Genomic DNA, 25223 nt, shown 5'->3' with positions numbered 1-25223 from the left:
TACCCTTCCGCAGTCCGCTCACCGACGTCACTCCCGTTGCAAAGACATTTTCCAATCCGACCGCACCTTAAATATGGCGATCAGAATCCGAATGTCATCAGCCAACCGCATATATGGACGCCGGATCGGGTATTCGCTTGCTGCCGGGGTTTGGGTATCTCCACATCGCCTTTGCCCCACGGAGTGACCTTCGTCACGCCTCCCCGTCTTCGAGGCGAGCGGCAAGCGCGCGGGATGGCTGCATGCCGAAGCGGCGGAGGAAGAGCTGGGAAAAATGGCTCGGATTGCTGTAGCCGACGGCAATTGCCGCCTGGGTGACGTTCATTTCCCCCCGTTCGATCAGGCGGCGGGCTTCCAGAAGCCGCTGCTCCTTGAGGAAGGTGTAGACGGCGAAGCCATAGAGGCTCTTGAAGCCGGACTTCAATCGCTTCTGCGTCAGGCCGACCTCGCGGGCCAGTTCGTCGAGCGTCCAGGGACGGGCGAGTTCGTCGACCAGCAGGTCGCGGGCACGCTGGAGCGGGCGGCGGTCGCGCGGCGGGATCGTCTGGGCCGGCTGCGTGCGGCGCATCGCGGCGATGGAGGCATTGATGATGTCGAGGGCGCGGGCCTCGAAGGCGAGGTCGTCCCCCTCCACCATGGCGCTGTCGAAGAGCGCGCGCGCGACGGCGAGCAGATTCGGTGGCACGGGCAGAACGCCGACCCAGGTGCCGTTGCCGGACGCCATGTGCAGGGCGTGGTTCTCGTCGAGATCGGTAAGGAGGTCGCCGGCGCCGAGCCTCTGCCAGAGGCTGATGTCGACCCGGATGTCCATGCCCTTGAAGCGGGTGCCCACGGGCACGTCATAGAGGCCGAGGGCCCCGTGCGGCGCGGCCATGATGTAGATGCGGCCCGGCCGGTAGGGGATAGATGACAGCCGTTGCTCGGCGTCGCTTCCCAGCAGCCATCCCTGTCCCGACGCCTCGAAGAGGAAATCGATCGCGACACAGGGCTCCGTTGCGAAGCGGCCGACGAAATCGGCCCCGATCACCATGTCGAAGACGGAGATCGTGAGGCCCGGCCGCACGCCGAGGATCTTGTAGGCGCCGTCCGTCGAGGTGGCGGAAAAGGTCGGGTCGGCAGGGCTCGGGCCAAGCACGACCACGTCGTCCTGATCGGACTGCGCTAGAACGCGCTGTTCCACACGGAGATTCATCTGCCTCACCAAATAATGGACCGGATCGCAATATCACTGAACCTGATTACAATAGTCAAGTTTTGCGCATCGGCCTAGTGAGGTCGCGAAATGCATTGTGAGGGTTGATGTCGACTGCTGTTGTGAATTTCGCCGGACGCTCGGCGAGCTGGGCCGTGCTGGGCCTGCTGGCCGGCCTCTACGCCGCTCAGTCGGTCACCGGCTCGATGGTACAGACCGCGCTGCCCGTGGTGCTGCGGGATGCCGGCTTGCCGCTCGATCAGATCGGCTATCTGGCCGTGCTGTTCCTGCCCTGGGCGTTGAAGTTCCTGTGGGCGCCGCTGATCGACCGCTTCCTGAGCGAGCGCATCTGGATCCTTTCCTGCCAGCTCGGCATCATCCTGTGTTTCCTTGCTGCCACAGCGCTGCCGCCGCAGATCCATATGGGCGCCCTTGCCGTGGTGCTGCTCGTCATGGGTTTCTTCGCCGCGACGCAGGATGTCGCGACCGATTCCCTAGCAGTCCGGGCTTCCGATGCCGAATCCCGCGGGCTTGCCAGCGGGGCCTCGACGGCCGGCGCCTATCTCGGTTTCCTCATCGGCGGCGGTCTCTGGCTCGTCGTCTACCAGCATGCCGGCTGGGCGGTTTCCATGGCCGCCATGGCCGGCTTCGTCTGTCTGCTGACCATTCCGGTCTTCCTGTCCGGCGGCGTTGCGGCCCCGAGGAGCAAGATGGCTTCGACCAGCCGCATGGCGGGCCTCAGGCGGACGATCACGAACCGCGCCCTGATGCACGGCCTGGCCTTCCTCGTGGTGTACCAGGTCGGCCTTCGCATGGGATCGGCGCTCACCGGACCCTATCTGGTCGACAAGGGCATTGCGCTCGACACGATCGGCCTCCTGCGCGGCGCAGGTGGCGCGGTCGCCGGCTTCATCGCCTCCTCGCTCGGTGCTCTCCTCGTGCAGGCGGCGGGCATCCCGCGGTCGATCGTGATCGCGGCCATGCTCAATGTCCTTCTGCTCGCAGCGCTCGGCCTTGCCGAATTTACCGGATCGGCCACGCCGATGCTCGCCCTCGGCCTCCTGCTCGTGCAGGTCGGGGCCGTCGCCTTTTCCTTCGTCGCGCTCTATGCGGCCATGATGAACTGGTGCAATCCGGAACAGACGGCGACGGACTTCGCCGTGCTCCAGAGCATCGACGCGATCCTTGCCATTGCTGCGTCCTCCGTTGCCGGCCTGCTCGGCAGCGCCTTCGGCTATGGCTGGCTGTTCGCCGCCTCGGCGGTCCTCATCCTCGCCGCCATTCTCCTCGCTCCCCGTACGCTCGGCGCCTCCGCCCGGATGGCGCAGGGCCTCGCACTTCCAGAAAAGGTATCGGAACCATGATGCGTCACAGCCTGTCCGGCGTCTCCTTTCTCGCCCTCGCCGCCAGCCTCTCGCCTTACAGCGCGGTGGCGCAGGACGTTGCCGCGGCATCGACGCTCGAGCCGATCATCATCACGGCCACCAAGCGCAGCGAAGACTATTTCCTGCTGCCGTCCACGGCCGATATCGCCGATACGGACGTGCTTCTGTCAAGCGACATCGATACCGTCGCCGATCTCGACCGCATCTTCCCGGACGTCAACATCCGCTCGCGCTCCAGCCGCGCTTATGCCAACTTCACCATACGCGGCCAGGCCTCGCTCGATTTCTACAATCCGAGCACTCAGGTCTATGTCGACGGCCTGCCACAGGACAGCTTCAACCTGACTCGCGCACTGCCCGGCGGCCTTGAAAGCGTCGAGCTGCTCTATGGTCCGCAGGGCTCGCTGTATGGCCGTGGTGCGATCGGCGGCGTCATCAACATCGTCACCCGCAAGCCGGACAACGAGGCGCGGTTCGACTTCGACGCCAACCTGACGAATGAAGGCGGCGGCGGCACCTTCCATGCCAGCACGCCGCTGATCGAGGATGTGCTCTACGGCGATGCGAGCCTTTCGTTGCTGGACACCAAGGATATGTACACGACCACGACCGGTGCGGATGTCGGCGGCACGAGGGACGTCAACGGGCAGGTCCGCCTCCGTTATGCTCCGACAGAAAGCCCCTGGGACGTGACTGTCAGCGCCGGCCGCGGCCATGTCTCCTCGACCGAGGAGTATTTCGTCCTGGAATCGATGCTGAACGACCGCATCGCCTTCGATGCGCCATCGGAATACGATCTCGACACCTGGAACCTTGGCATCAATGCCGCCTACGATCTCGGCTTTGCCACCGTCACGGCGCTGACCGGCTACCAGAAGAGCGCTCTCGACCGTACGGTCTTCGGCACCTACACGCCGGAGAAGCAGTGGACGCTGAGCCAGGAGCTGCGCATCGCCTCCAACCCCGATCAGGGCAGCCCCGTCGATTATGTGGCCGGCCTCTACTACCAGCATCTCGACTTCACGCGGACCGTGCCCATCGCCAACCAGACGTCGCGGCAGAAGATCGACTCCTATGCGCTTTTCGGCGATGTGACCTGGCACGCCACCGACCGCCTCGACATATCGCCCGGCCTGCGCCTCGATTACGAGCGCGCGACCGCCGAGGCGGTGGGCGGCGTGAATTTCAACGGCGACAACGCGTTCACCGCCCTCTCGCCGAAACTCGGCGCGAGCTACGGCCTGTCTGACGAATGGCGCGTCTATGGTCTTCTCAGCACCGGCTTCAAGGCCGGCGGCTTCACCCGCAACGTGACGTCCGCCAACAACGCCTTCACCTATGATCCGCAGCACACCTACAATGGCGAGGTGGGGCTCAAATACCGTGACGAGGCAGGCCTGCTGGAGGTGCAGCTTTCCGCCTATTACAACGTCACCAAGGACTACCAGATGTTCGTCGACGTGCAGCCGTGGCAGTACCTCCAGAATGTCGGCGAGGTGACGGCAAAGGGCATCGACCTCAAGGTCCGCGCGAAACCCACGGAGGAATTCGGCATCACCGCGGGCCTTGCCTATAACCACACGCGCTTTACGGACTACGACAATCCCGTGACGCCGGGCACGGACTTCACCGGCAACACCGTGCCCTATGCCCCGGAGTTCACCGCCAACCTCCTGCTTGACTATCGCTTCGAGCTGGAAAGCGGTCGCGGTGCGCTGGTTCCCTATGCCGGCCTCACCTATGTCAGCGAACACTATTTCGACGAGACGAACACGATCGGCCAGAAGGGCTATGCGCTGCTGGATCTCGGCGTCAAGTGGGAGCTGGACGACAAGGTCACCGCCGAGGCCTTCGTGACGAACGTCTTCGACAAGACCTATACGACCTATGGCTTCCAGTATCCCGGTCTCGGCAACCTCTACCAGCTCGGGCAGGGGCGCACGATCGGCGGCCGCATCAACATGACGTTCTGAGGAGCCCGGCATGCGTATCCTCATCGTCGGCGGCGGGCCCGCAGGCCTGACCTTCGCCGCCTGCCTGCTGCGGCACGGCATCGAACCGGTCGTCGTGGAAAAGGCCGCCCGTGGCCGTACCGGCGGCTATTCCATCGGGTTGCACATCAACGGCTGGCAGGTCGCCGAACGGCTCGGTCTCGTCGAGGCCTTTCGGGCGAAGGCCATGCCGCTCGGCCCCGCCCATCATCTCGACCGGCGCGGCCGAAAGCTCTTTTCCTATGACTACCGCACGCTGGCGAAGGCGGCGGAGGGGCGGCTTCTCGCCATCATGCGGAGCGATTTCCACGAGATCCTGACCGATGCCGTCGAAGGCAGGTGCCCGATCCGCTACGAGACGACCGTCACGGCACTTGAGGACGACGGGGGCGGTGTCGACGCCACCTTCTCCGATGGCAGCAGCGAGCGCTTCGATCTCGTCGTCGGCGCGGATGGTTACCGCAGCGCGGTCCGCGCCCTTGCCTTCGGCCCGCACGACGAATTTCTCCGGCCGCTCGGCTACCGCGCCAGCGCCTGGCGCGTGCCGCTCGGCAAACCTCTCGGGGCAAGCTTCGTCGGCATGATGGACGTCGACCATCAGGGCGGCCTTTACGCCGTCGGCGACGGTACCGCCGCCACGCTCTTCTGTTGGCGCGACGCGCGGACCGGCCGGCTCGATCCGGAGGCACGGCGCGCCGTGCTGCAAAAGGAGTTCGGCCATTGGCCGGAGCCGGTGGCCTCCGCGCTCACATCGGCCATCGACTGGGACCAGGCCTTCTTCGACACGGTCGCCCAGATCGAGGTCCCGAAATGGTCGAAGGGCCGGATCGCGTTGCTCGGAGACGCCGCCTGGTGCCTGACGTTCCTTGCCGGCCAGGGCACGTCCACCGCGATGGCCGGCGCCTACATCCTTGCCGCCGAGCTCGCGCGCAAGAACCACACGGAAGCCCTTGAGAGCTATGAGGCCCGGATGCGGCCGCTCGTGACGCGGATGCAGTCCGTATCCCGCAAGATCGGCGGGCACTACATCCCGCAGAGCACGTTCGGCATGCGCCTGCAGTCCTGGATCCTGCCGGTCATGCTCTCGCGGCCCCTCATCCGGTTCACGTCCAGCCGGCTGGCCGCGCCATTGCTGGCGCTCGACTGAACAGGTGCACAAATAACTTGACTAACAAATTCATATATTGTGATCGTTCTCCGGTCGAAACCGATACACGCGGAAGCCGGCCGCCCGCCGGCCGCGATGCTGCTCGTGCCTGCGGAGAATGCCGTGGAGATCATCCGCGCCTGTGGCCTCAACATTTTCCTGGAGACATCGAGCGTACGGCGGGAAATGGTCTGGGAAAGCACAACGCCGCCCGGCCACTGGCTCGGAACGCTGCTGGAAGGCAGCCTTTCGGTCCAGCAGGAGGGGTTCGGCGAACATCGCTGGGAGGGCGGCGGCGGCACGATCTTCTCCACCAGCGACAATGTCGCGACGCGCCATGTCGTCCTGCGTGACGGCAGCGTCGCAGCCGTCTTCGTGCAGATCGAGGCGGAAATGGCCGAACCGCTGATCGGCGGCGATACGCTGGCGCTCATCGCGCGCAAGACGCCCGATCCCCGCCCCGCCCTGCCGGAAGCGGCCCGGACGATCGCCTGGCAGATGCTCGGCTGCCCGCTGCGGGGGCCTGCCCGCCGTCTCTACATGACCGGCAAGGCGATGGAGATGGTCGCCCATGTGCTCGACGACGCCACCATGCCGGATCATGTTTGCGATCCCGGCGGATGGTCGGCCCGCGACATCGCCCGGCTGCACGAGGCGCGCAGCATCCTCCTGGCCGAACTCGCCGCGCCGCCGAGCGTACCGGAGCTGGCCCGCCGGGTGGGCACGAATGCGAAGAAGCTGGGGGCCGGCTTCCAGGCGCTGTTCGGCACCACCGTCTATGGCTTCGTCAAGGCGAGCCGGCTGGATGCCGCCCGGCTGATGCTTGAGGGCGGCGAAACGTCGATTACCCACGTTGCCCGTCAGGTCGGCTACCAGCCGCAGCATTTCGCCACCGAGTTCCGCCGCCGCTTCGGCGTGGCACCCACCACCATCGCCGGCAGGGCGCGCTGACCCGATAGTCCGATTCCCGAACGTCTTTGCCGCGATCCCGAACGGTCGCGCAATTGTGCCACCGGCCGGCCGCATGCGAAGACCCTCACAAACATGAGGGATTTGATCATGAATAAGAAACGCCACGTCGTCCTGCATGCCGCCGTCCTTGCGACAGCCATGGATGCCGGCTCGCTTGCAGCCCAGGAGCGGGCGGCAGACGGAACCGCGTCCGCCGGGGCGACGGTCCTGGAGCAGATCGTCGTCACGGCCCGCCGGCGCGAGGAGAAAATCCAGAGCGCCCCGGTGGCGGTCACGGCCATTCCCGCCGATGCGCTCGGCAAGGGGCAGACGGACACGATGGAGGATGCGGCCTTCAAGGCACCGAACGTGCTCTTCAACGGCCAGGGCGGCCCGGTCAGTATCCGCGGCGTCACGTCGCTCGGCATTGCCGGCGGCGTCGACCGGCAGCCGGCGGTTGGCATGTTTCTCGATGACGTCTACCTCGCGCGGCCGATGGGCTATCCCTTCATCCTGGAAGATCTGGAGCGGGTCGAGGTCGTGCGCGGCTCGCAGGCGACGCTCTACGGCAAGAACACGATCGGCGGCGCGATCAACCTGATCTCGCGCATGCCGGGCGACACGGCCGGCGGCGAATTTTCCGCGACGATCGGCACGGATCTCGACAGCCGCTTCAAGGCGGCCTTCGAGACGCCGATCGAGGGAACGGACTGGGCGGTGCGCGCCTCCGGCGCCTGGAGCGGTAATCGCGGCTATATCGAAAACCTCGTCACGGGAGAGGATGTCAGCGATACCGATTTCTTCTCCGGCCGCGTGGTCGCGACCGGGCAGGTGGGCGACGGCACGCGGATCAAGATCACCGGCGACTACACGCGCGACCGCAGCGATGGCGGGCTCTGGTACGCACCCCTGCCGCTTGCCTTCGACCACAAGGCGACGCACGACTTCGAGCCGGAGAACCGCGTGGACAGCGGTGGGGTCTCCATGCGCATCGATCATGACTTCGAGACCATGCAACTGACCTCGGTCACTGCCCTGCGCGGCCATGAAATGCGCAGCTATCTCGACGGCGACTTCACTGCGACGCCCTATATCGGCCAGGCGCAGGAGGAGACGCAGCGCCAGTTCAGCCAAGAGCTCCGCCTCTCCTCGCTGAACGACGATGTCTTTCGCTGGAGCGGCGGCCTTTTCTACATGCATGAGCGCTTCGAAGGCACGCAATACTTCGATCTTGCCACCTTCCCGCGTGATCTGTGGAGCCGCGATGTCTTCGAACAGTCGGCCGACACGGTCTCGGTCTTCGGCGAGGCGAGCTATTTCCTGACGCCGGAATGGGAGGTTTCGGCCGGCGGGCGCTACACCCTCGACCGCAAATCGACGACGAGCGAGATCTCCTCGTCGAGCGGCAGCTCCATGTTCGGTACGCCGGGCCGGGCGGAAGGCGACGCCACCTTCTCCAACTTCTCGCCGGAAGCGGCCCTTGCCTATCACCTGTCCGAAGGCAATCTGGTCTATGCCAAGATCAGCCGCGGCTACAAGTCGGGCGGCATCAGTCCCTATATCGAGGCGGACGGCTCGGCGAACCGCTATGATCCCGAAACCACCACCTCCTACGAGCTCGGCACCAAGGCGACCTCGGACGACGACCGGTTCACCCTGGCGGCCTCCCTCTTCTACATCGACTGGAAGGACCAGCAGGCGGTCATCTACACGACACCGTTCACCCGCGTCTATCGCAATGCCGCGGCCGCGACCTCGAAAGGCCTGGAGATCGAGGCGACGGCGCAACTGACCGAGGAAATCGGGCTGCGCGCCAGCTATGGCTATACCCATGCCAGATATGACGATTTCGTCGATACGGTGATGGGAGCGGTCTATACCGGCAACGACCTGCCCTTCGCGCCGCGCCACAGCGTCGGCGCCGGCCTGACCTTCGAACGCGAGCTTGCGGCCGGCGCCGTTCTCAAGGCCGGCATCGACTATACGTTCCGCAGCTCCTATGCCTTCACCGCCGACAACACGTACCGGCAGGAGCCGACGCATCTCGTCGATGCCCATCTCAGCGTCGCGAAGGACGGCTGGAGCGCCAGTCTCTGGGCCAAGAACCTGACGGATGAGCGCTACTTGAAGAACTACTTCAGCTACAGCGGCACGGACATGGGCGTCGCCGCGCCGGGCCGCACGATCGGCATCACGCTTGCGAAGGTGTGGTGACATGACGGGACACGAAAATGCCGTGCCTCTCGCCCTCCCGCAAACCGGCACCCCGGCGGAGACCGGCCAGCTGCGCTTCTTCCTGCTGATTGGTGCGCTCTATTTCACGCAGGGCCTGCCGATGGGACTTTCCATGGAGGCCGTGCCCGTCCTCATGCGCCAGGGCGGCGCCTCGATGGATGTCATAGCGCTGGTGCCGCTTGCCGGCCTGCCCTGGATCATCAAGTTCCTGTGGGCACCCGTAGTCGACAACCACTGGAAGGCAGGGTTCGGCCGGCGCAGGAGCTGGATCGTGCCGATGCAGGTGATCCTTGCCGTCTGCCTGGTCGTGCTCGCCTTCCTGCCGCTCGAGGGACAGGGCCTGTCTTTCGCGGTGGTGGCACTCGCGCTCGGCTCGATCGCCAGCGCCACGCAGGATACCGCAACGGACGGCCTTGCCGCCGAGCAGCTCGCAGGTCGTGGCCTCGCCTATGCCAATGCCCTGCAGATCGGCGGCATGATGGCCGGTTTCATGGTCGGTGGCGGCGGGGTCCTGATGATCGCCGACACGCTCGGTCAGCAGGGCGTGTTTCTGCTGCTCGCCCTCTTCCCTGCCCTGACGGTCGGCCTCGCGCTCTCCTGGCGTGAACCCCCGCGGCCTGCCGCCGCCCGCGACGGCGACAGGGCGCGGCTTGCCGATACATTCCGCCGCCCGGGCATCCGGCTGCTTCTCGCGCTGGCGTTCATCTACGGCGGCGCCCATGCGGGCGGCCTCAGCGTCAGCAAGATCTTCCTGGTCGATCAGGGCTGGTCGAACCAGGACACCGGCCTTGTCGCGACTTTCAGCGGTTTTGTGATGCTGCTTGTCGGCTGCCCGCTCGGCAGTGCGCTGACCGCGCGCAACCGGTGGTTCGCCATGGCAGCGGGCATGGCGCTTGCCGCGATCTCCTTTGTCCTCTGGAGCCTGCTCGCCGGCGGCATTCTGCCTGCCGGGTGGTCCTCGGTCCTGCTCGCCATCGGCGTCCTGTCCGTCGCGAGCGGCTTCATCGCGGTGTCTGCCGCGACGATCATCATGGCCTTTGGCGGCGCCGGAAAACAGGCGGGCACGGATGTCACCGTGCTGCAAAGTGCCAACGTGCTCGGCGAGATGGCGATTGCCGGCCTCGTGGTCTGGGTGGTCGGACGCGCCGGTTATGGCCTAACCTTCGCAGGCGCCGCGCTCCTCTTGGTCCTGGCCCTTCTCTTCGTTTCGCGCGCTGCCCGCGCCATTCACCTTACCCGATAAGCGAGGCCCTTCATGTTCACCCTTTCCTCCGGCATGGTCGACCGCATCGCGCGGCGGCCGGGCGGCCTGCTCGGCTACCTGCTCTACCGCTTCCCCTTCGGCCACAAGACCGGCTTCGATCTTGCTTTCAGCCGGCTGCCGCCGGCGCGCGGCGATCTCGTCCTGGAAGTCGGCTGCGGTGGCGGCGTCTTCCTGCGCCGGCTCCTGAAATGCGGCTGTCGGGCGATTGCCGTCGACCACAGCCCGGAGATGATCGCCAATTCGGGCCGTCTCAACGCCAAGGCGCTCGCCACGGGGCAGCTCTGCCTGCATGAGGCGGATGCGGCGGCCCTGCCCGTCTCGACGGGTACGGTCGACAAGGTCTATTGCCTCAATGCCTTTTTCTTCTTTCCCCGGCCGGCCGAAAGCCTCGCCGAGATGGCGCGTGTGCTGAAGCCCGGCGGCAGGCTGGCCCTCATCACGTCCCCGCCGGCCTTCCGCCGGCAGATCGCCCGCTTTTCCGCCAGCATGGCCGCGAGCATGCGCTTTGACGAGCCGGAAGCGCTGGCCGGATGGGCGGAAGCCTCGGGTCTGGTGCCGATCGAGACACGCGAGGTCGCCGGCGCCGGCTATCTGTTTATCGCCGGCAAGGAGACCGCGGCATGAGCGACGATGCCATCATCGAAATGCCGGGCTTCCGTGGCCGCATCACCGGCAGGCTGGGCGACATGGTGGTCATCGACGCGGAGGTGGAGGCCGATATCCCGGCACATGCCGCCGAGACGGAGGAGTTCGCCGTCGTCATCGCCGGCCGTTTCGAACTCGACATGAACGGTGAAACGCTCTCCTGCGGCCCCGGCGATCATCTCGTCGTCGGGGCCGGCGTCGACCATGCCATCCGCGTCATCGAGCCGGGCCGACTCATTCTCATCGGCAGGATGTGAGTTCCCGGTCATCGGCGCGTCAGCCCTTGCGGGTCACCAGGCGGGTATCGAGATAGGCCTGCAGCGCTTCTGCTCCTCCCTCCGTGCCGTGGCCCGAATCCTTGATGCCGCCGAAGGGGACTTCGGGCAGGGCCAGGCCGAGATGGTTGATGGAGACCATTCCGGCTTCCACCTCGTTGCCGAGCCGCGTCGCGGTGGCGCTGCTGCGCGTGAAGGCGAAGGCGGCAAGGCCGTAGGGCAGGCGGTTCGCCTCGCTGATCGCCTCGCCGAGATCGCCGAAGCGGTTGACGACCGCGACGGGGCCGAAGGGCTCCTCGTTCATGATGCGTGCCGCCACCGGCACGTCGGCCAGCACGGTCGGCTCGAAGAACCACCCTTCATTGCCGATGCGGCGGCCGCCCGTCTTCAGCGTCGCACCATGCTCAAGGGCGTCGCCGATCAGGCTTTCCAGCGCCGGGATGCGGCGGTCGTTCGCCAGCGGCCCCATCTCGATATCGGCATCGAGGCCGTTGCCGACCCGAACGGCCTTCGCCCCGGCCGTGAACCGCTCGGTGAAGGCATCGGCGATCTTCTCCTGCACGAGGAAGCGCGTGGGCGACACGCAGACCTGCCCGGCATTGCGGAACTTGTTGCCGACCATCAGGTTCACGGCAAGGTCAAGGTCCGCATCCTCGGCGACGATGACCGGCGCATGGCCGCCGAGCTCCATCGTGGCGCGTTTCATATGCGCGCCGGCGAGCGCGGCAAGCTGCTTGCCGACCGGTGTCGATCCGGTGAAGCTGATCTTGCGGATGACCGGGTGCGGGATGAGATATTCCGAGATCTCGGCCGGAACGCCATAGACGAGATTGATGACGCCGGCCGGGATACCTGCATCGGCGAAGGCGCGGATAAGGGCCGCGGGCGATGCCGGGGTTTCCTCCGGTGCCTTGACGATGATCGTGCAGCCGGCGGCAAGCGCCGCGGAAAGCTTGCGGACGACCTGGTTGATGGGGAAGTTCCACGGCGTGAAGGCGGCAACCGGCCCGACGGGCCGCTTCAGGGTGATCTGCAGCACATCCGGCGCACGGGAGGGGATGACCTGCCCGTAGGCGCGCTGCGCCTCGCCGGCAAACCAATCGATGACATCGGCGCCGGCCAGCGTCTCCATCCGCGCCTGCGACACCGGCTTGCCCTGCTCCAGCGTCATCATGACGGCGATCTCGTCCGCCCGCTCGCGCAGGATATCGGCGGCGCGGCGCATCAGCCTCGCGCGCTCATGGGCCGATGTCGCGCTCCACTGCGCGAAGGTGCGCTCGACGGCGGCCAGCGCCTCGTCGAGATCCGCACGATCCGCCCAGGCGACGGTGCCGATCGGCTGGGCCGTTGCCGGGTTGAGGACGGGAATGGTCCGGCCGCCGGTCCCCGGACGCCACACGCCGTCGATGAAAAGCAATGTGTCGGGATAAGTCGTCATCATAAGATCCTCATTCGTATCATGCGTGGTTCACATCGGCGCGGCCGAGCTGGAACATCGGCCCGCCGCGTCTCCGCGGAAAGCCATAGCCGTGGACTTCTACAAGGTCGATATCGACAGCGCTTGCCGCGATGCCTTCTTCAAGGATCGCCTGCCCCTCCTGTGCCATCGCGGCCATCAGTCTGGCAACGATCGTCTCGCCCGCCATGTCCTTTCGCGGCCCTACGAGCGGCGCGATGATCCGCTCCGCTTCCGCGGAGGGCTGGGGACGGCGGTCACCGGGCGCATAGTCGTACCAGCCGCCGCCGGTCTTCTGCCCCTTGCGCCCCGCGCGCACCAGAAGGTCCCCGGGCAGATCCGGCACGGGCTCGCCCCGCGCGCGGGTCGCCTCGCGATGGAGGAACGCGATGTCGAGGCCCGCCATGTCCTGCATTTCGAACGGCCCCATGGCAAAGCCGAAGCCACGCATCGCCGCATCCACGGCGGCAATGGGAACGCCACCACGGACCAGTGCTTCCGCTTCCGCCCGGAACCGGCGGAGGATGCGGTTGCCGATGAACCCGTCGCAGATGCCCGCGCGCACGGGGATCTTGCTGAGGCGGCGGGCAAGGTCGAAGCCCGTCGCCAGCACGTCCGGCGCCGTTTCCGGCGTCGGCACGATCTCCAGGAGTTTCATGATCTGCGCCGGGCTGAAGAAATGGAGGCCGAGAAAACGCTCCGGCCCCGGCAGGCCTTCCGCGATCAGCCGCGGATCGATGTAGGAGGTGTTGGTGGCAAGAATCGCATCCGGCCGGCAGATGCGTCCCAGCGCGGCGAAGACGGCGCGCTTGAAGGCGAGGTCCTCGAACACAGCTTCGATCACGAGATCGCACCGCTCCATGCCGTCATAGCCGATGCTCGTTTCGAGGTGGCCTAACCGCTCGGCCAGCTCTTCGCCGGTTATATGCCCCCTGCGCCGGGACGCCTCGAAGAGGCCCGCGATCGTGTCGCGTGCCCGCGAAACGCCGGCCGCATCCTGCTCGACAAGCACGACGGAAAGACCGGCATTGAGAAGCGCCGCGGCGATCCCGCTGCCCATCGTTCCGCCACCGACGACGCCCGCCGTCGCGACAGGCCTCGGCGCTATCCCGCGGATGTCTGCCGGCCGGAGTGCCGCGCGCTCGGCAAAGAACAGGTGGCGGAGGGCAGCCGCCTCCTCGCTCCCGCGCAGCGAAAGGAAAGTCGACCGCTCGCGCGCAAGGCCGGCCTCGGCACCCTGCTCTATCCCGCATTTCAGGGCCTCCAGCGCCTGCAGGGGCGCCGACGCGCCCTTCGCGCGCGATGCGATCCTCTTTTCCGCCTCCGTCCAGACCTCTTGCGCGGGCGCGGACAGCGGACGATCGAGGCTTGGCGGGGGCAAGGCTTTTTCGTGCACTTCGCGGGCGAAGGCGATGGCGCCCGGCAGCAGCGGTTCCTCGATCAGCGCATCGACCAGCCCGAGCCGTACCGCCTCCGCGGCGTCCACCGTGTGGTTCTCCGCAACAACCCGGATCGCCTCGGCGACACCGATCACCCGCGGCAGGCGCTGCGTGCCGCCGGCGCCCGGAATGATGCCGAGATTGACCTCCGGCAGGGCGAAACGGGCGGTTCCGGTCGCGACCCGCAGGCGGCATCCGAGCGCAAGTTCCAGGCCTCCGCCGAGCGCCGCACCGCGGATCGCCGCGATCCACGGCTTTCCCGCCCGCTCGATGCGCGCGATGACATCGGGAAGGAACGGCGGTTCCACCGGCCGGTCGAATTCGGCGATATCGGCTCCCGCGACGAAGAGGGCGCCGCCGCCGGTCAGGACGACGGCCCGGATCGCGGGGTCGCCGTCGAACTCCTGCGCCAGGGACAGCAGCCGCTCCCGTACGGTCCTGTTGATGGCATTGACCGGCGGATTTGCGATCGTGACGATCGCGACCCCGCCGTCGATATCGACACTGACGGTCATCTCGTTCTCCGATGTTGCGGGCTCATATGGCGCAGCCACACGCCTAAGCGATCGCGCTTTGGGCGGGCTGCGGCGAAGGTGCGCTCCTTATGTCTCGGCAGGCGATGACGCCGGAAAGGGCCAGGCTCTCGATCCGCGCCTCCTCGAAACCCAGCACGTCGCGCAGCACGCCGCGTGTATCCTCGCCGAGAAGTGGCGGCGCCTTCGCATCGGTATTTGCCTGTGCGGCAAGCCCGTGGGCGGGGCGGATCAGCGCGACGACACCGAGCTCCGGGTGTTCAAGACGCTGCACGACGCCCCGTTCCGTCACACTCGGGCTCTGCAGCGCCTCGGAGACGGACTTCACCTGTCCGGCCGGCACGCTCGCCGCAAGGCAGGCGGCAAGCCAGTGATCGCAGGTCTCGTCGCCGATGATCGCCGCGAGGAGCGGCAGCAGTTCGTCTCTGTGCAGGGCGCGCTGGTGGGAGGTGACGAACCGCGGGTCGCGGGCAAGGTCGGGCCGGCCGATGACCTTTTCGCAGAAATCGACGAACATGCGGTCGTTGCCGACGGCAAGCGCGAAGGTGCCGTCGCTTGCCTTGAAGATCTGGTAGGGCACGACCGTTGGATGCGCGTTGCCGTAGCGCACCGGCTCCACGCCGGCGTTGAGATATCCGGTTCCGACATTGATCAGGAGGTTGAGCGTCGCATCGAGCAGGGCCACGTCGATATACTGCCCCTTCCCCGTATCCCGGCGCTGGTAGAGCGCGGCGAGGATCGACTGGGTGGCAACCATGCCCGCCACCACATCGGTGAAGGCGACGCCGAGCCGGTTGGGCGGCCCGTCCTCCTCGCCCGTGATGGACATCAGGCCGCTTTCCGCCTGCATGATGAAATCGTAGCCCGGCCTGTCGCGCTCGGGACCCGTCTGACCGTATCCGGAAATCGCGCAGTAGACGATGCCCGAATTGATCTTCCGGATATCCTCGTAGCCGATGCCCAGCCGGTCGACAGTGCCGGCACGGAAATTCTCCACCACGACATCGGCCCTGGCCGCGAGATCGAGCACGATCTGCCGGCCCTCCGGCGTCTTCAGGTCGAGCGCGATGCTCTGCTTGCCGCGGTTGGCGCACAGATAATAGGTGCTGACCCCCTTGAAGTTCGGCACGGACCAGGCGCGCGTATCGTCGCCGCCCTTGATGTTCTCGATCTTCCAGACCTCGGCGCCGAGATCCCCGAGGCTCATGGTCGTCCATGGCCCCGCAAGAACGCGCGTCAGGTCGAGGACACGAATGCCCTCGAGCGGCAATTTCAATTGCGTCATTCCATTCCTCCAGGCCCGCTCTTCTGACGGGCCGACAAACCGATCTCCATGGCATTCGGAAAGTGGCAGGCGACCGAATGACCTTCCTCTCGTTCGTTCAGCGGCGGCTCCACCTCCGCGCAGAGCTTCTGGGCGATGGGGCAGCGCGTGCGGAAGCGACACCCGGACGGCGGATTGAGCGGGCTCGGCAGGTCGCCCTTCAGCACGATGCGCGAGCGGCTGCGCTCGAGCGCGGGGTCGGCCAGCGGCACGGCGGACATCAGGGCCTGGGTATAGGGATGCATCGGTGCCCGATAGAGCCGGCGCTTTTCGGCGATCTCGACGATCTTGCCGAGATACATGACGGCCACCCGGTGCGAGATGTGCTGCACGACGGACAGATCATGCGCGATGAAGACATAGGCGGTGCCGAAATCCCGCTGGATATCCTTGAGGAGGTTGAGCACGCCCGCCTGCACGGAGACGTCGAGCGCGGAGACCGGTTCGTCGAGCACGAGCAGTTCCGGCTTCAGTGCGAGGGCCCGGGCGATCACCACGCGCTGGCGCTGGCCGCCGGACAGTTCGTGCGGATAGCGCTGGCCGTGCTCCGGGTTGAGGCGGACGAGGTCGAGCATCTCGGCGACCCGTTCCTTGCGCTGAACCTGCGAGAGGTCGCTGATGCGCAGCGGCTCGGCGATGTTTTCGGCCACCCGCATGCGGGGATGCAGCGATGCATAGGGATCCTGGAAGACCAGCTGGATCTTGCGGCGCAGGGCGCGCATCTCGGCGGGGTTCGCCGCGTTGATGTCGCGGCCTCGGAACAGGGTCTGCCCGCTGGAGGGCTCGATCAGCCGCAGGATGCAGCGGCCGAGCGTGGATTTGCCGCAGCCGGATTCGCCGACCAGCCCCAGTGTTTCGCCGGGCTTGACGTCGAAGGACACGCCGGTCACCGCATTGACCTCGGCAATCTCGCGCTCGAAGATCAGGCCGCCGGTGACGGAGAAACGCTTCGAGAGGTCCCTGACGGAGAGGATGGGTTCCGGCCCGGTCATGCAGCACTCCCGACGGGAAGGGTGGCGAAATGGCAGGCCGCCCGATGATCGCCGTTCGAGCGGACCGGCGGCGGCACATGCCGGCAGATATCCTGCGCCTGCGGACAGCGGGGGTGGAAGGCGCATCCGCCGGGCAGTTTGCCGAGGGGCGGCGGCGCGCCGTCGATCGAGAAGAGCCGCTCCTTCTCTTCTGCCATGTTGGGGATCGAGGCGATGAGGCCCCGCGTATAGGGATGGGCCGGTCGCGCGAAGAGGGCGTCGACGTTCGCCTGTTCGACGACCTCGCCGGAATAGACGACCGCGACCCTGTCGGCATGCCCGGCAAGCACGCCGAGATCGTGGGTGATCAGGATGAGGCCGAGATTGAGCCGCCGTCGCAGGTCCGTCAGGACGTCCATGATCTGCGCCTGCACGGTCACGTCGAGGGCGGTCGTCGGCTCGTCGGCGATCAACAGGTCGGGATCGTTGGCGACGGCCATGGCGATCATCACGCGCTGGCGCATGCCGCCGGAAAATTCATGCGGGAACTGGTGGATGCGGCGGTCGGGCTGGGGAATGGCGACGAGGGCGAGCAGTTCGGCGGCGCGGTCCATCGCCGCCCGCTTCGAGACGCCCGCATTGTGCAGCCGGATCGTTTCGGCGATCTGCGCGCCGACCGTCATGACCGGATTGAGCGAGGACAGCGGGTCCTGGAAGATCATGGCGATGCGCGATCCGCGCAGCGCGCGCAGCTGCGCCATGGGCATGCCGACGAGCTCGCGCCCGTTGAACCGGGCCGATCCGCTGACGGAGGCGGTCTTCGGCTGGAGGCCGAGGGCGGAGAGCATGCCGACCGACTTGCCGGAACCCGATTCGCCGACGATGCCCAGCACCTCGCCATGGTCGACATGCAGGCTGATGCCGCGCACGGCCTCGAACGATTGCCCGTGGCGGGTGAAGGAGACGCGAAGGTCGCGAACGGCAAAGAGCGGTTCCTGTTGCATGGTGCGCCTCATTTCGACTTCGGATCGAAGTAGTCGTGCAGGCCGTCGCCGATGAAGTTGAAGCCGAGCACGATGGTCAGGATGGCAAGGCCCGGCCCGAGGGCGACCCACCAGGAATAGAACTGTGCCGCCCCGTCGGAGATCATCGAGCCCCATTCCGGCGTCGGCGGCGTGGCGCCGAGGCCGATGAAGCTGAGCGATGCGGCAAGAAGGATCACCTGGCCAAGATCCATCGTCGCGCTGATCAGCACCGGCGTCCAACAGAGCGGCAGGATATGCTTGAAGAGGATACGTCCCTTGCCGGCACCCGCCGCGACCGCGGCCTCGACATGCTCGCGCTCGCGGATTTCCAGAACCTGCGCGCGCATGAGGCGGGCATAGACGGGCCACCAGACGATCACCATGGCGACGGTCGCATTCTCAAGGCCGGGACCCAGCGAGGCCGCGACGGCCATGGCGAGGAGCATCGGGGGAAAGGACAGGGTGACGTCGACGAGCCGCATGATCGCCGAACCGAGCAGGCCGCCGGCATAACCGGAAATCGCGCCCAGCATGGCCCCGATCGTGACGGAGAGGGCGACCACGACGATGGCGATCGGGATCGAGTGTTGCGCGCCGTAGAGGGTCCGGCTGAGGACGTCCCGCCCGAGCGCGTCGGTTCCCAGCCAATGGCTCCAGCTCGGCGCCTGGAGCCGCCGGCCGACCATGTCGAGCGGCGCATAGGGGCTCATCAGCGGCGCGAGCAGCGTGACGGCGAACCAGAAGACCACGATCGCGATGCCAATCGCCAGCGGGATCGACAGCCATGCCGGCCGGCGGAGGGGAACGAGGGTCATTGCGATCATGTTTTTATCCCAGACGCACGCGCGGATTGGCGATGACATAGGCAATGTCGGTGATGAGGTTGGTCAGCAGGAAGACCACGCCCCCGACGATGGTGACCCCGATGATGGCGGGAAAATCGAGGCCGCGCGCCGCCTCCACCGCGTAGGACCCCATGCCCGGCCAGGAGAAGATCGTCTCGGTCAGGACGGCCCCCGTGAGCAGGTAGGCGAAGGAATAGCCGATGACGGTCAGTGTCGGCACGAGCGTGTTGCGCAGCGCATGGCGCACCACGACACGAAGCTCCCCCGCCCCCTTCGCGCGCGCCGTCAGGATGAATTCCCGGTCCAGCACCTCCAGCATATTGGCGCGCACCAAGCGGGATATGGTGCCGGCGACGGCCCAGCCGAGCACGAAGGCGGGCAGGATCAGATGCCAGAGCGCATCCAGAAAGAGCTTCATGTTCCCGGCGATCAGGGTGTCGATGGTCATGAAGCCGGTGACGGACGGCGGAGGGGTCGCCCGCGGATCCAGCCGGCCGGGACCGGGCAGGATGCCCCATTTGACCGAGAAGACATAAAGCAGCGCCAGCCCCAGCCAGAAGACTGGAATGGACGACCCGAACAGGGCAAAGAAACGCGCCGCATGGTCGATGACCGTGTTGCGGAAATAAGCTGCCAGCACGCCCAGCGTGATGCCGATCGTCGAGCCGATGAGCATCGCGGCAAGGACGAGCTCCATCGTGGCCGGCAGGCGGAAGAACACGTCCTGCGCGACCGGCCGGCGCGTGATGAAGGAGGTGCCCATGTCGCCGGTCAGAAGGTTGCCGACATAGATGACGTAGCGTTCCGGCAGGCTGCGATCGAGCCCCCAGCGCGCCTTCGCGGCGGCCACCGCCACCGGGTCGTTCATCTGCCGGTCCGACACGATCGCCGTCAGCGGGTCACCCTTGGTCACGGTCGTCAGCAGGAAGGCGAGCGTTACGATGCCGAGAACCAGGAAGGGCATCGCGACCAGGCGTCGCAGAATGTATCGTGTCACAAATCGCGTCCTTTAACCCGTGTGCCATCCCGTGCCGACCGGCGAATGGGGAGAGATCGATGCAGGCATTATTGACAACAGGCGAAGCGGACGTCAACATAAATGAAATTATATTCCATTTACGGAAGATCGACAGATCGCGAAAATCCGCTATGGCTCCAGCAGCGCTGAAACGAAAGGCAAGACATGCGTAAACGGACCAAACCGGCAGACGGCAGCGAAGGCGCGGAGGGCGGTAATTCCGCGGCCTCGCTGACACGCGGCCTGGAGATCCTGCGGGCCTTCACTGCCGACGACGCCACGCTCGGCAACCAGGATCTCATCGAACGGACGGGCCTGCCGAAAGCAACCGTCTCGCGCCTGACCTCGACGCTCGTCGGCCTCGGTTATCTCCATTACGACGACATGCTCGGCCGCTACAGCATCGGGCCGGCGACGGTTTCGCTTGGCTATTCGGCGCTCAGCTCCAGCGCCGTCATCCATATGGCAAGACCCCTGATGCAGGAACTGGCGGACCAGACCGGCGCCGCCGCCGCGCTCGGCACGCGCGACGGGCTGGAGATGGTCTATCTCGCCAATTGCCGCTCGATGAGCCCGGTTTCGCTGCGCCTCAATGTCGGTTCGCGCCTGCCGATCTACCGCACGGCCATGGGCCTTGCCTATCTTGCGGAAATGCAGCCGGACATTCGCCAGTCCGTCGTCGGGCAGCTGGTCGTGGCCGAGCCCGAAAAGGCCGAGGAACTCGATCGCCTCGTTGCGAACGCCATCGAGGACTACCGGCGGGACGGCTTCATCAGCGCCTTCGGCAGCTGGCACAGCTATATCAATGCCGTCGGCGTCGCCTTCCGGCCGACGGATGGTTCGCCCCTCGTCGCGCTCACCTGCGGCGGGATCGTCGACATCCTCTCGCGCAACCATTGCCGGGAATCCGTCGGTCCCGGGCTGCTCCGGCTCACGCGCCGCCTGCGCGCGCGGCTTGCCGGGGAGCCCGATCCGTTCCCCACCTTGCAACGACCACCCACCTGGAAAACCTCGGCCGAATAGGCTCAAGCCTCAAGGGATCCCCCATGCCCACCCATGTCGTCTATCCGAAGGTCAGCCTCGAAATGTCGAGCGGCCGCATCGCCCGCTGGCTCGTTTCCGAGGGTGAAACCGTCCGGCAGGGGCAGGTCCTTTTCGAGATCGACAACGACAAGGCCGCCGTCGAGGTCGAATCCCCGGCAACCGGTGTCATCCATGCCCTGGTCGACAGCGAGATAGAGGTGGATGTCGGCGCGGATGTCGCGCGCATCTATGGAGCCGGGGAAACCTACGGCGAGACGGAGCCGCGGGAGGCCGCCGCCGGGGAGCCTGCGAATGAAGCAACCCGCGCCATTCTCGTGCCAGGCGTGCGGCGAAGCGGGCGCGGCCCCAATCCCACTCCCCTCGCCCGCCGCATCGCTCGCGAGCATGGCATCGCGCTGGACGGCCTCACCGGCACCGGCCCGGGCGGGCGGATCCAGAAGACCGACGTCGTTGCGAGGATCGGCGACGCCGGCCAGGCCCGCCGGCCCGCAACAGTCGAAAACCCTGCCGTGCTGCCTGCGGCGCGAAAGGAAAGCAGCCCCGCAACGCTGAATGCGGTCTGGCTGCGCAAGGGCGAAGGCCTGCCCGTCGTGCTCCTCCATGGTTTCAGCGCGGACCTCAACAACTGGCGCGGCATGCTCGCTGCCACGCGCGCGGACTGGCCGGCGCTGGCCATCGACCTTCCCGCGCACGGGCGCTCGTCGCATGCGGTTCCCGAAGACCTCGACCGGATGGCCGGAAGCATCGAGGCGACCGTTGCCGCGGAACATGATGGTCCGCTCGTTCTGGCCGGCCATTCCTTCGGCGGTGCGCTGGCGGCGCGGCTGGCAAGCCGCAGGCAGCTGGATATCCGCGGCCTCTGCCTCGTCTCCCCTGCGGGCCTCGGGCCCCAGATCAACGGTGCCTTTGTCGAGGGCGTGCTGCGCGCACGGCAGCGGGAGAGCCTGAAACCCTGGCTCGATCTCCTGATCCATGATGCCGCTGTCATCTCGCCGGCTTTCCTGCAGGCGGTGGTGCAGCAGCGCGACGATACGGGCCTGACGGCGGCGATGCGTGCCTTTGCCGAGCGGTTCTTCCCGGATGGAACGCAGGCGATCTCCATCCGTGACGACCTTGCCCGCCTGTCCCAGCCGGTGCGGATCGTCTTCGGCCGGCAGGATCGCATCCTGCCGTTCAGTGCCACGGCCGGCCTGCCCGGCAATGTCGGGCTGCATGCCCTCGACGCTTGCGGGCACATGCCGCATCTCGAATATCCGGCGCTGGTGATGAGGATCCTCGGCGAGGTGTGTCGCAGCGGCTGACGGTCAGCGTTTCGCCTGCTGGCCGTAGGTGCCGTAGCGGGCGCGCACATCGGCAAGTTCCGCTTGCGTCAGAAGAACGGGCTCGCCGATCGAACGGGCGAGCACGTATTGCCGCGCCAGCGTTTCCAGCTTCTCCGCGCCCGCCAGCGCTGTCCCGATATCAGGCCCGATGGTGACCGCGCCGTGATTGGCCATCAGGCAGGCGGAATGGGTCGTGCCCATGGCGGCGACCACCGTTTCCGCAAGCGCGATACTCCCGAAACAGGCATAGTCCGCGCAAGGGATCTCGCTGCCGCCGAAGCCGGCGACCATGTAGTGGAACAGCGGGATCGGCCAGCGCAGCGCGGCAAGGGCGACGCAGTGGTCGGGGTGGGTATGGACGACGGCGCCGGCATTCGTCGTGGCGTAGAGCCGGGCGTGAATGGCCCATTCCGAGGACGGCCGCCAGCCGCCGATCCAGGCGCCGTCGAGATCCATCGCGACGATCTGCTCGGGCGCGAGGGCGTCGGGGGCGATGCCCGTCGGCGTGATCAGCATGCCCTCGCCGTGCCGCAGGCTGAAATTGCCGACCGTTCCGCTGTTGAGGCCGAGCGCCACCGATCGCCGGCTCGCCTCGACCAGGGCCATCCTCGCCGCCGTTTCATCCATCATCGTCCACTACTCCATTGGTTCATCGCTTCGACGGCGCTCAGCAGGATGTCGTCGGCGCCCAGCTTGCCGGGTTTGAGATATAGCGAAAGGGGTGTTGGCCCGCAGGATATGCAGAAGCCGGTTCCGAGCGGGCCTTCCGGCAGGGCCCGAGCGGCCGCGATGCCGAGCGCATCGACAACCGCGCCCGACGTCTCGCCGCCCGCAACGATAAATCGTCGAACCCCGCGATCGCGCAATCCCTTCGCGATGGCCCCGAGGATGCGCTCCGCGCGGCGGGCCGCCTCCACCCGGCCGAAGGCGGCCTGCACGGCGGCGACACCTTCCGGTCCGGTCGCCGTCGAAATGGCGAGGGGGGCTGCGCCGATCCGCCCGGAGGCCCAGCCGAGCGCGGCGGAAACCAGCCCCTCCTCCCCGGCCGGATCGAGCAAATCCAGCGTCAATAAGGGATAATTGGCCGAAAAAGCCGCGAGCTGAGCCAGGACGACCGGCCCGACGCTTCCGGCAATGACGGCCGTGGGGCCGTCGACCTGCTGCGGTGAGGGCACCGGATCCGGTTGCATGGCGTGGCCGAGGCGGGTCGCGTAGGCGATGATCAGGGGATCGCTGGCGACGACGACGCGGTTCATCGCCGCCGCGACCTCGGCGGCGGTCTCGACGTCGCCGTCGTCGGTGGTGTCCAGGAAGACGTGGCCTGCTCCTTCGGCCGCAAAGGCCTCGATGGCGACGCGTGCCGCATCGGCACCGCTGCGAAGGGCGGCGTGATTCAGGAGCGCGATCCGGTGCGGCGTCTGCCGCCCCACGAAACGGACGAGATCGGGATCGGACATCGGGGTCAGCGGGTCGAAACGCTTGATCGATTCGGAAACGAGGCGGCCGCGATAGAACATGTAGCCCTGGTGGACCGTGGTGCCGAAGCGGGGAAAGCCGGCGCTCATCAGCACCGGCCGCACCCCAGCGCGATCGGCGAGGTAGTCGGCGGCCGGGCCGATATTGCCGTCTTCGGTGGAATCGAACGTGGCGCAGGCCTTGTAGGCGATCCGTCTGCAGCCGGCCTGCAGGAAGGCGTCGGTGAAACGGCCGAGCTCGGCAAGCGCCTCTGCGACCGGCACCGTGCGTGTCCGGGTGCCGGCCATCACCACGGCCGCGGGCGGGATCTCCGCCTCGGGGCGGAAGAGCACGGGACAGTGGATACCGACGCCCTCCAGATAGCCGGCGACCATGAGGGCGCCGGTAAAGTCATCCGCGACGATTCCAAGGGCTCGCTGCATCGGTCCGGCCTCAGGCGTTCAGCATTTCGCGGGCGATGATGAGCTGCTGGATCTGCGATGTGCCCTCGTAGAGCCGGAACAGCCGGACATCGCGGTAGAAATGCTCCACCGGATAGTCCTGCATGTAGCCGGCGCCGCCATGGATCTGCACCGCGCGGTCGGCGACACGGCCGACCATCTCCGAGCAGAACAGTTTCGCGCTCGCCGCCTGCTGGATGACACGATCGCCCGCATCGAACCGCCGCGCGGCCTCCAGAACCATGGCGCGTCCGGCAAAGGCCTCGGTCGAGCTGTCGGCGAGCATGGCCTGGATGAGCTGGTGCTCCGCGATCGGCTTGCCGAACTGCACTCGCTCGCGCGCGAAGCGCACGGCCTCGTCGCACAGCCGCTCCGCGGCGCCGACGCAGACCGCCGAAATATGCAGGCGGCCGCGGTTGAGCACCTTCATCGCGGTCTTGAAGCCGACGCCCTCCACGCCGCCGATGACGCTGTCGGCCGGGATGCAGCAATCGTCGAAGATGACGTCCGAGGTGCGGGTGCCGCGCTGCCCCATCTTCCTGTCGATCGGACCAAGGCTGAGGCCGGGGCTGTCCTTCGGCACCAGGAAGGCGGTCACGCCCGCAGGCCCCGGACCGCCGGTGCGCGCCATGACGGTGAAGACGTCGGCCACCGGGGCATTGGTGATGTAGCGTTTCGTGCCGTTGAGGATGTAGTGGTCGCCGTCTCTCCGCGCCGTGGTCTTCACGGCGCCCGCATCCGAGCCGACGTCCGGCTCGGTCAGGGCGAAGGAGCCGATGATTTCGCCCGTCGCCATGCGTGGCAGCCAGTATTGCTTCTGCGCCTCGGTGCCATCGGCGATGATGCCCTGCGAGCCGATGCCGTTGTTCGTGCCGATGACGGAGCGAAAGGCGGGAGAGGCATAACCGAGCTCGAAGGCGACGCGCACCTCCTCCTCCATTGTCAGGCCAAGCCCGCCATGCTCTTCCGGAATGGACATGCCGAAGAGGCCGAGCGCGCGCATTTCCGCAATGATTTCCGGAGGAATGGCGTTGTCTTCCTCTACGCGTGCCTCCGCAGGCAGAAGGCGCTCGCGCACGAACCGGTGCACCATCTCAACCAGGGCGTTCAACACTTCGGCGTCCCGGATCATCGCTTTTCTTCCTCTTTGGCAACTCACGAAAATTTCTGTTGCATCCAAAGGCTGGCACAGCTTAGTGTGCCATTCAACAGAAATCGGAATTTATTTCCATAAACGAGAACTGA

General features: G+C 66.6%; 21 protein-coding genes. 10 read left to right on the top strand and 11 right to left on the bottom strand.

Annotated elements, in window-relative coordinates; genetic code table 11:
- Positions 1–193 precede the first annotated feature (193 nt).
- The gene (locus tag AABF56_RS32340; protein ID WP_272809537.1) at positions 194–1192 is read right to left on the bottom strand and encodes a helix-turn-helix transcriptional regulator; all 999 of its coding nucleotides are present in this window, start codon (positions 1190–1192) and stop codon (positions 194–196) included.
- A 107-nt stretch (positions 1193–1299) separates the two neighbouring features.
- Between AABF56_RS32340 and AABF56_RS32335 the strand changes: the two genes are divergently transcribed.
- The 8 genes from AABF56_RS32335 to AABF56_RS32300 all read left to right on the top strand — a co-directional run bounded on the left by AABF56_RS32335 (position 1300) and on the right by AABF56_RS32300 (position 11067).
- Positions 1300–2556, top strand: coding sequence for an MFS transporter (locus AABF56_RS32335; protein ID WP_272809538.1), 1257 nt, complete (start codon positions 1300–1302; stop codon positions 2554–2556).
- A complete protein-coding gene (locus AABF56_RS32330; RefSeq protein ID WP_272809539.1) occupies positions 2553–4550 on the top strand; it encodes a TonB-dependent receptor in 1998 nt (665 codons plus the stop codon). The genes AABF56_RS32335 and AABF56_RS32330 overlap by 4 nt, the downstream gene beginning before the upstream one ends.
- Positions 4551–4560: 10 nt before the next feature.
- The gene (locus AABF56_RS32325; protein ID WP_272809540.1) at positions 4561–5715 is read left to right on the top strand and encodes an FAD-dependent monooxygenase; all 1155 of its coding nucleotides are present in this window, start codon (positions 4561–4563) and stop codon (positions 5713–5715) included.
- 123 nt (positions 5716–5838) lie between these two features.
- On the top strand, positions 5839–6666 hold the full coding sequence (locus tag AABF56_RS32320) for a helix-turn-helix transcriptional regulator (RefSeq protein ID WP_272809541.1): 828 nt from the start codon (positions 5839–5841) through the stop codon (positions 6664–6666).
- 108 nt (positions 6667–6774) lie between these two features.
- Positions 6775–8880 carry a TonB-dependent receptor gene (locus AABF56_RS32315; RefSeq protein WP_272809542.1) on the top strand — a complete coding sequence of 702 codons (2106 nt, stop codon included), beginning with the start codon at positions 6775–6777 and terminating at the stop codon, positions 8878–8880.
- Position 8881: 1 nt separating this feature from the next.
- Complete coding sequence (locus AABF56_RS32310) at positions 8882–10144, top strand: MFS transporter (protein WP_272809543.1); 1263 nt, start codon at positions 8882–8884, stop codon at positions 10142–10144.
- A gap of 12 nt (positions 10145–10156) precedes the next feature.
- On the top strand, positions 10157–10789 hold the full coding sequence (locus tag AABF56_RS32305; RefSeq protein ID WP_272809544.1) for a class I SAM-dependent methyltransferase: 633 nt from the start codon (positions 10157–10159) through the stop codon (positions 10787–10789).
- On the top strand, positions 10786–11067 hold the full coding sequence (locus tag AABF56_RS32300; protein WP_272809545.1) for a cupin domain-containing protein: 282 nt from the start codon (positions 10786–10788) through the stop codon (positions 11065–11067). The genes AABF56_RS32305 and AABF56_RS32300 overlap by 4 nt, the downstream gene beginning before the upstream one ends.
- A gap of 19 nt (positions 11068–11086) precedes the next feature.
- Here AABF56_RS32300 and AABF56_RS32295 read toward each other — a convergent pair whose 3' ends face one another.
- Genes AABF56_RS32295 through AABF56_RS32265 form a run of 7 tightly spaced genes read right to left on the bottom strand, consistent with a single transcriptional unit; the run spans position 11087 to position 19642 of the window.
- The gene (locus AABF56_RS32295) at positions 11087–12523 is read right to left on the bottom strand and encodes an NAD-dependent succinate-semialdehyde dehydrogenase (protein ID WP_272809546.1); all 1437 of its coding nucleotides are present in this window, start codon (positions 12521–12523) and stop codon (positions 11087–11089) included.
- Between the two features lie 19 nt (positions 12524–12542).
- Positions 12543–14495, bottom strand: coding sequence for a 3-hydroxyacyl-CoA dehydrogenase NAD-binding domain-containing protein (locus AABF56_RS32290; RefSeq protein WP_272809547.1), 1953 nt, complete (start codon positions 14493–14495; stop codon positions 12543–12545).
- 43 nt (positions 14496–14538) lie between these two features.
- The gene (locus AABF56_RS32285) at positions 14539–15798 is read right to left on the bottom strand and encodes a CaiB/BaiF CoA transferase family protein (RefSeq protein WP_272809548.1); all 1260 of its coding nucleotides are present in this window, start codon (positions 15796–15798) and stop codon (positions 14539–14541) included.
- Entirely contained in the window at positions 15795–16829 is a 1035-nt protein-coding gene (locus AABF56_RS32280) for an ABC transporter ATP-binding protein (protein ID WP_272809549.1), read from the bottom strand. Before AABF56_RS32280 ends, AABF56_RS32285 begins: the two co-directional genes overlap by 4 nt.
- Complete coding sequence (locus tag AABF56_RS32275; protein ID WP_443021350.1) at positions 16826–17824, bottom strand: ABC transporter ATP-binding protein; 999 nt, start codon at positions 17822–17824, stop codon at positions 16826–16828. Before AABF56_RS32275 ends, AABF56_RS32280 begins: the two co-directional genes overlap by 4 nt.
- A complete protein-coding gene (locus tag AABF56_RS32270) occupies positions 17821–18657 on the bottom strand; it encodes an ABC transporter permease (protein ID WP_244770561.1) in 837 nt (278 codons plus the stop codon). The genes AABF56_RS32275 and AABF56_RS32270 overlap by 4 nt, the downstream gene beginning before the upstream one ends.
- Positions 18658–18661: 4 nt before the next feature.
- Positions 18662–19642 (bottom strand): ABC transporter permease, encoded by a 981-nt coding sequence (locus tag AABF56_RS32265; protein ID WP_445949913.1) that lies wholly within the window; start codon positions 19640–19642, stop codon positions 18662–18664.
- A gap of 219 nt (positions 19643–19861) precedes the next feature.
- On the opposite strand from AABF56_RS32265, the gene AABF56_RS32260 reads away from it, so the two are divergent.
- Positions 19862–20719 (top strand): IclR family transcriptional regulator, encoded by an 858-nt coding sequence (locus AABF56_RS32260; RefSeq protein ID WP_272809551.1) that lies wholly within the window; start codon positions 19862–19864, stop codon positions 20717–20719.
- A gap of 23 nt (positions 20720–20742) precedes the next feature.
- Complete coding sequence (locus AABF56_RS32255; protein WP_272809552.1) at positions 20743–22041, top strand: acetoin dehydrogenase dihydrolipoyllysine-residue acetyltransferase subunit; 1299 nt, start codon at positions 20743–20745, stop codon at positions 22039–22041.
- 3 nt (positions 22042–22044) lie between these two features.
- Here AABF56_RS32255 and AABF56_RS32250 read toward each other — a convergent pair whose 3' ends face one another.
- Genes AABF56_RS32250 through AABF56_RS32240 form a run of 3 tightly spaced genes read right to left on the bottom strand, consistent with a single transcriptional unit; the run spans position 22045 to position 25110 of the window.
- Complete coding sequence (locus tag AABF56_RS32250; protein WP_336314420.1) at positions 22045–22689, bottom strand: class II aldolase/adducin family protein; 645 nt, start codon at positions 22687–22689, stop codon at positions 22045–22047.
- Complete coding sequence (locus AABF56_RS32245; RefSeq protein WP_338341940.1) at positions 22689–23912, bottom strand: four-carbon acid sugar kinase family protein; 1224 nt, start codon at positions 23910–23912, stop codon at positions 22689–22691. Before AABF56_RS32245 ends, AABF56_RS32250 begins: the two co-directional genes overlap by 1 nt.
- A gap of 58 nt (positions 23913–23970) precedes the next feature.
- Entirely contained in the window at positions 23971–25110 is a 1140-nt protein-coding gene (locus AABF56_RS32240; protein WP_272809555.1) for an acyl-CoA dehydrogenase family protein, read from the bottom strand.
- Positions 25111–25223 lie beyond the last annotated feature (113 nt).

Origin of the sequence: Shinella sp. WSC3-e (genome assembly GCF_945994535.1) — a bacterium.
Taxonomy (GTDB): domain Bacteria; phylum Pseudomonadota; class Alphaproteobacteria; order Rhizobiales; family Rhizobiaceae; genus Shinella; species Shinella yambaruensis.
This window is presented reverse-complemented; position numbering and strand designations above follow the sequence as displayed.

What these genes read in the sequence shown, in the direction of transcription:
- AABF56_RS32275 (WP_443021350.1), bottom strand. Translation starts at nt 17,824, where the DNA reads ATGAGGCGCACCATGCAACAGGAACCGCTCTTTGCCGTTCGCGACCTT.
- AABF56_RS32265 (WP_445949913.1), bottom strand. Translation starts at nt 19,642, where the DNA reads ATGCCCTTCCTGGTTCTCGGCATCGTAACGCTCGCCTTCCTGCTGACG.
- AABF56_RS32245 (WP_338341940.1), bottom strand. Translation starts at nt 23,912, where the DNA reads ATGGTCGCCGGCTATCTGGAGGGCGTCGGTATCCACTGTCCCGTGCTC.
- AABF56_RS32260 (WP_272809551.1), top strand. Translation starts at nt 19,862, where the DNA reads ATGCGTAAACGGACCAAACCGGCAGACGGCAGCGAAGGCGCGGAGGGC.
- AABF56_RS32285 (WP_272809548.1), bottom strand. Translation starts at nt 15,798, where the DNA reads ATGACGCAATTGAAATTGCCGCTCGAGGGCATTCGTGTCCTCGACCTG.
- AABF56_RS32280 (WP_272809549.1), bottom strand. Translation starts at nt 16,829, where the DNA reads ATGACCGGGCCGGAACCCATCCTCTCCGTCAGGGACCTCTCGAAGCGT.
- AABF56_RS32300 (WP_272809545.1), top strand. Translation starts at nt 10,786, where the DNA reads ATGAGCGACGATGCCATCATCGAAATGCCGGGCTTCCGTGGCCGCATC.
- AABF56_RS32290 (WP_272809547.1), bottom strand. Translation starts at nt 14,495, where the DNA reads ATGACCGTCAGTGTCGATATCGACGGCGGGGTCGCGATCGTCACGATC.
- AABF56_RS32270 (WP_244770561.1), bottom strand. Translation starts at nt 18,657, where the DNA reads ATGATCGCAATGACCCTCGTTCCCCTCCGCCGGCCGGCATGGCTGTCG.
- AABF56_RS32310 (WP_272809543.1), top strand. Translation starts at nt 8,882, where the DNA reads ATGACGGGACACGAAAATGCCGTGCCTCTCGCCCTCCCGCAAACCGGC.
- AABF56_RS32255 (WP_272809552.1), top strand. Translation starts at nt 20,743, where the DNA reads ATGCCCACCCATGTCGTCTATCCGAAGGTCAGCCTCGAAATGTCGAGC.
- AABF56_RS32305 (WP_272809544.1), top strand. Translation starts at nt 10,157, where the DNA reads ATGTTCACCCTTTCCTCCGGCATGGTCGACCGCATCGCGCGGCGGCCG.
- AABF56_RS32295 (WP_272809546.1), bottom strand. Translation starts at nt 12,523, where the DNA reads ATGACGACTTATCCCGACACATTGCTTTTCATCGACGGCGTGTGGCGT.
- AABF56_RS32325 (WP_272809540.1), top strand. Translation starts at nt 4,561, where the DNA reads ATGCGTATCCTCATCGTCGGCGGCGGGCCCGCAGGCCTGACCTTCGCC.
- AABF56_RS32330 (WP_272809539.1), top strand. Translation starts at nt 2,553, where the DNA reads ATGATGCGTCACAGCCTGTCCGGCGTCTCCTTTCTCGCCCTCGCCGCC.
- AABF56_RS32250 (WP_336314420.1), bottom strand. Translation starts at nt 22,689, where the DNA reads ATGGATGAAACGGCGGCGAGGATGGCCCTGGTCGAGGCGAGCCGGCGA.
- AABF56_RS32340 (WP_272809537.1), bottom strand. Translation starts at nt 1,192, where the DNA reads ATGAATCTCCGTGTGGAACAGCGCGTTCTAGCGCAGTCCGATCAGGAC.
- AABF56_RS32240 (WP_272809555.1), bottom strand. Translation starts at nt 25,110, where the DNA reads ATGATCCGGGACGCCGAAGTGTTGAACGCCCTGGTTGAGATGGTGCAC.
- AABF56_RS32335 (WP_272809538.1), top strand. Translation starts at nt 1,300, where the DNA reads ATGTCGACTGCTGTTGTGAATTTCGCCGGACGCTCGGCGAGCTGGGCC.
- AABF56_RS32315 (WP_272809542.1), top strand. Translation starts at nt 6,775, where the DNA reads ATGAATAAGAAACGCCACGTCGTCCTGCATGCCGCCGTCCTTGCGACA.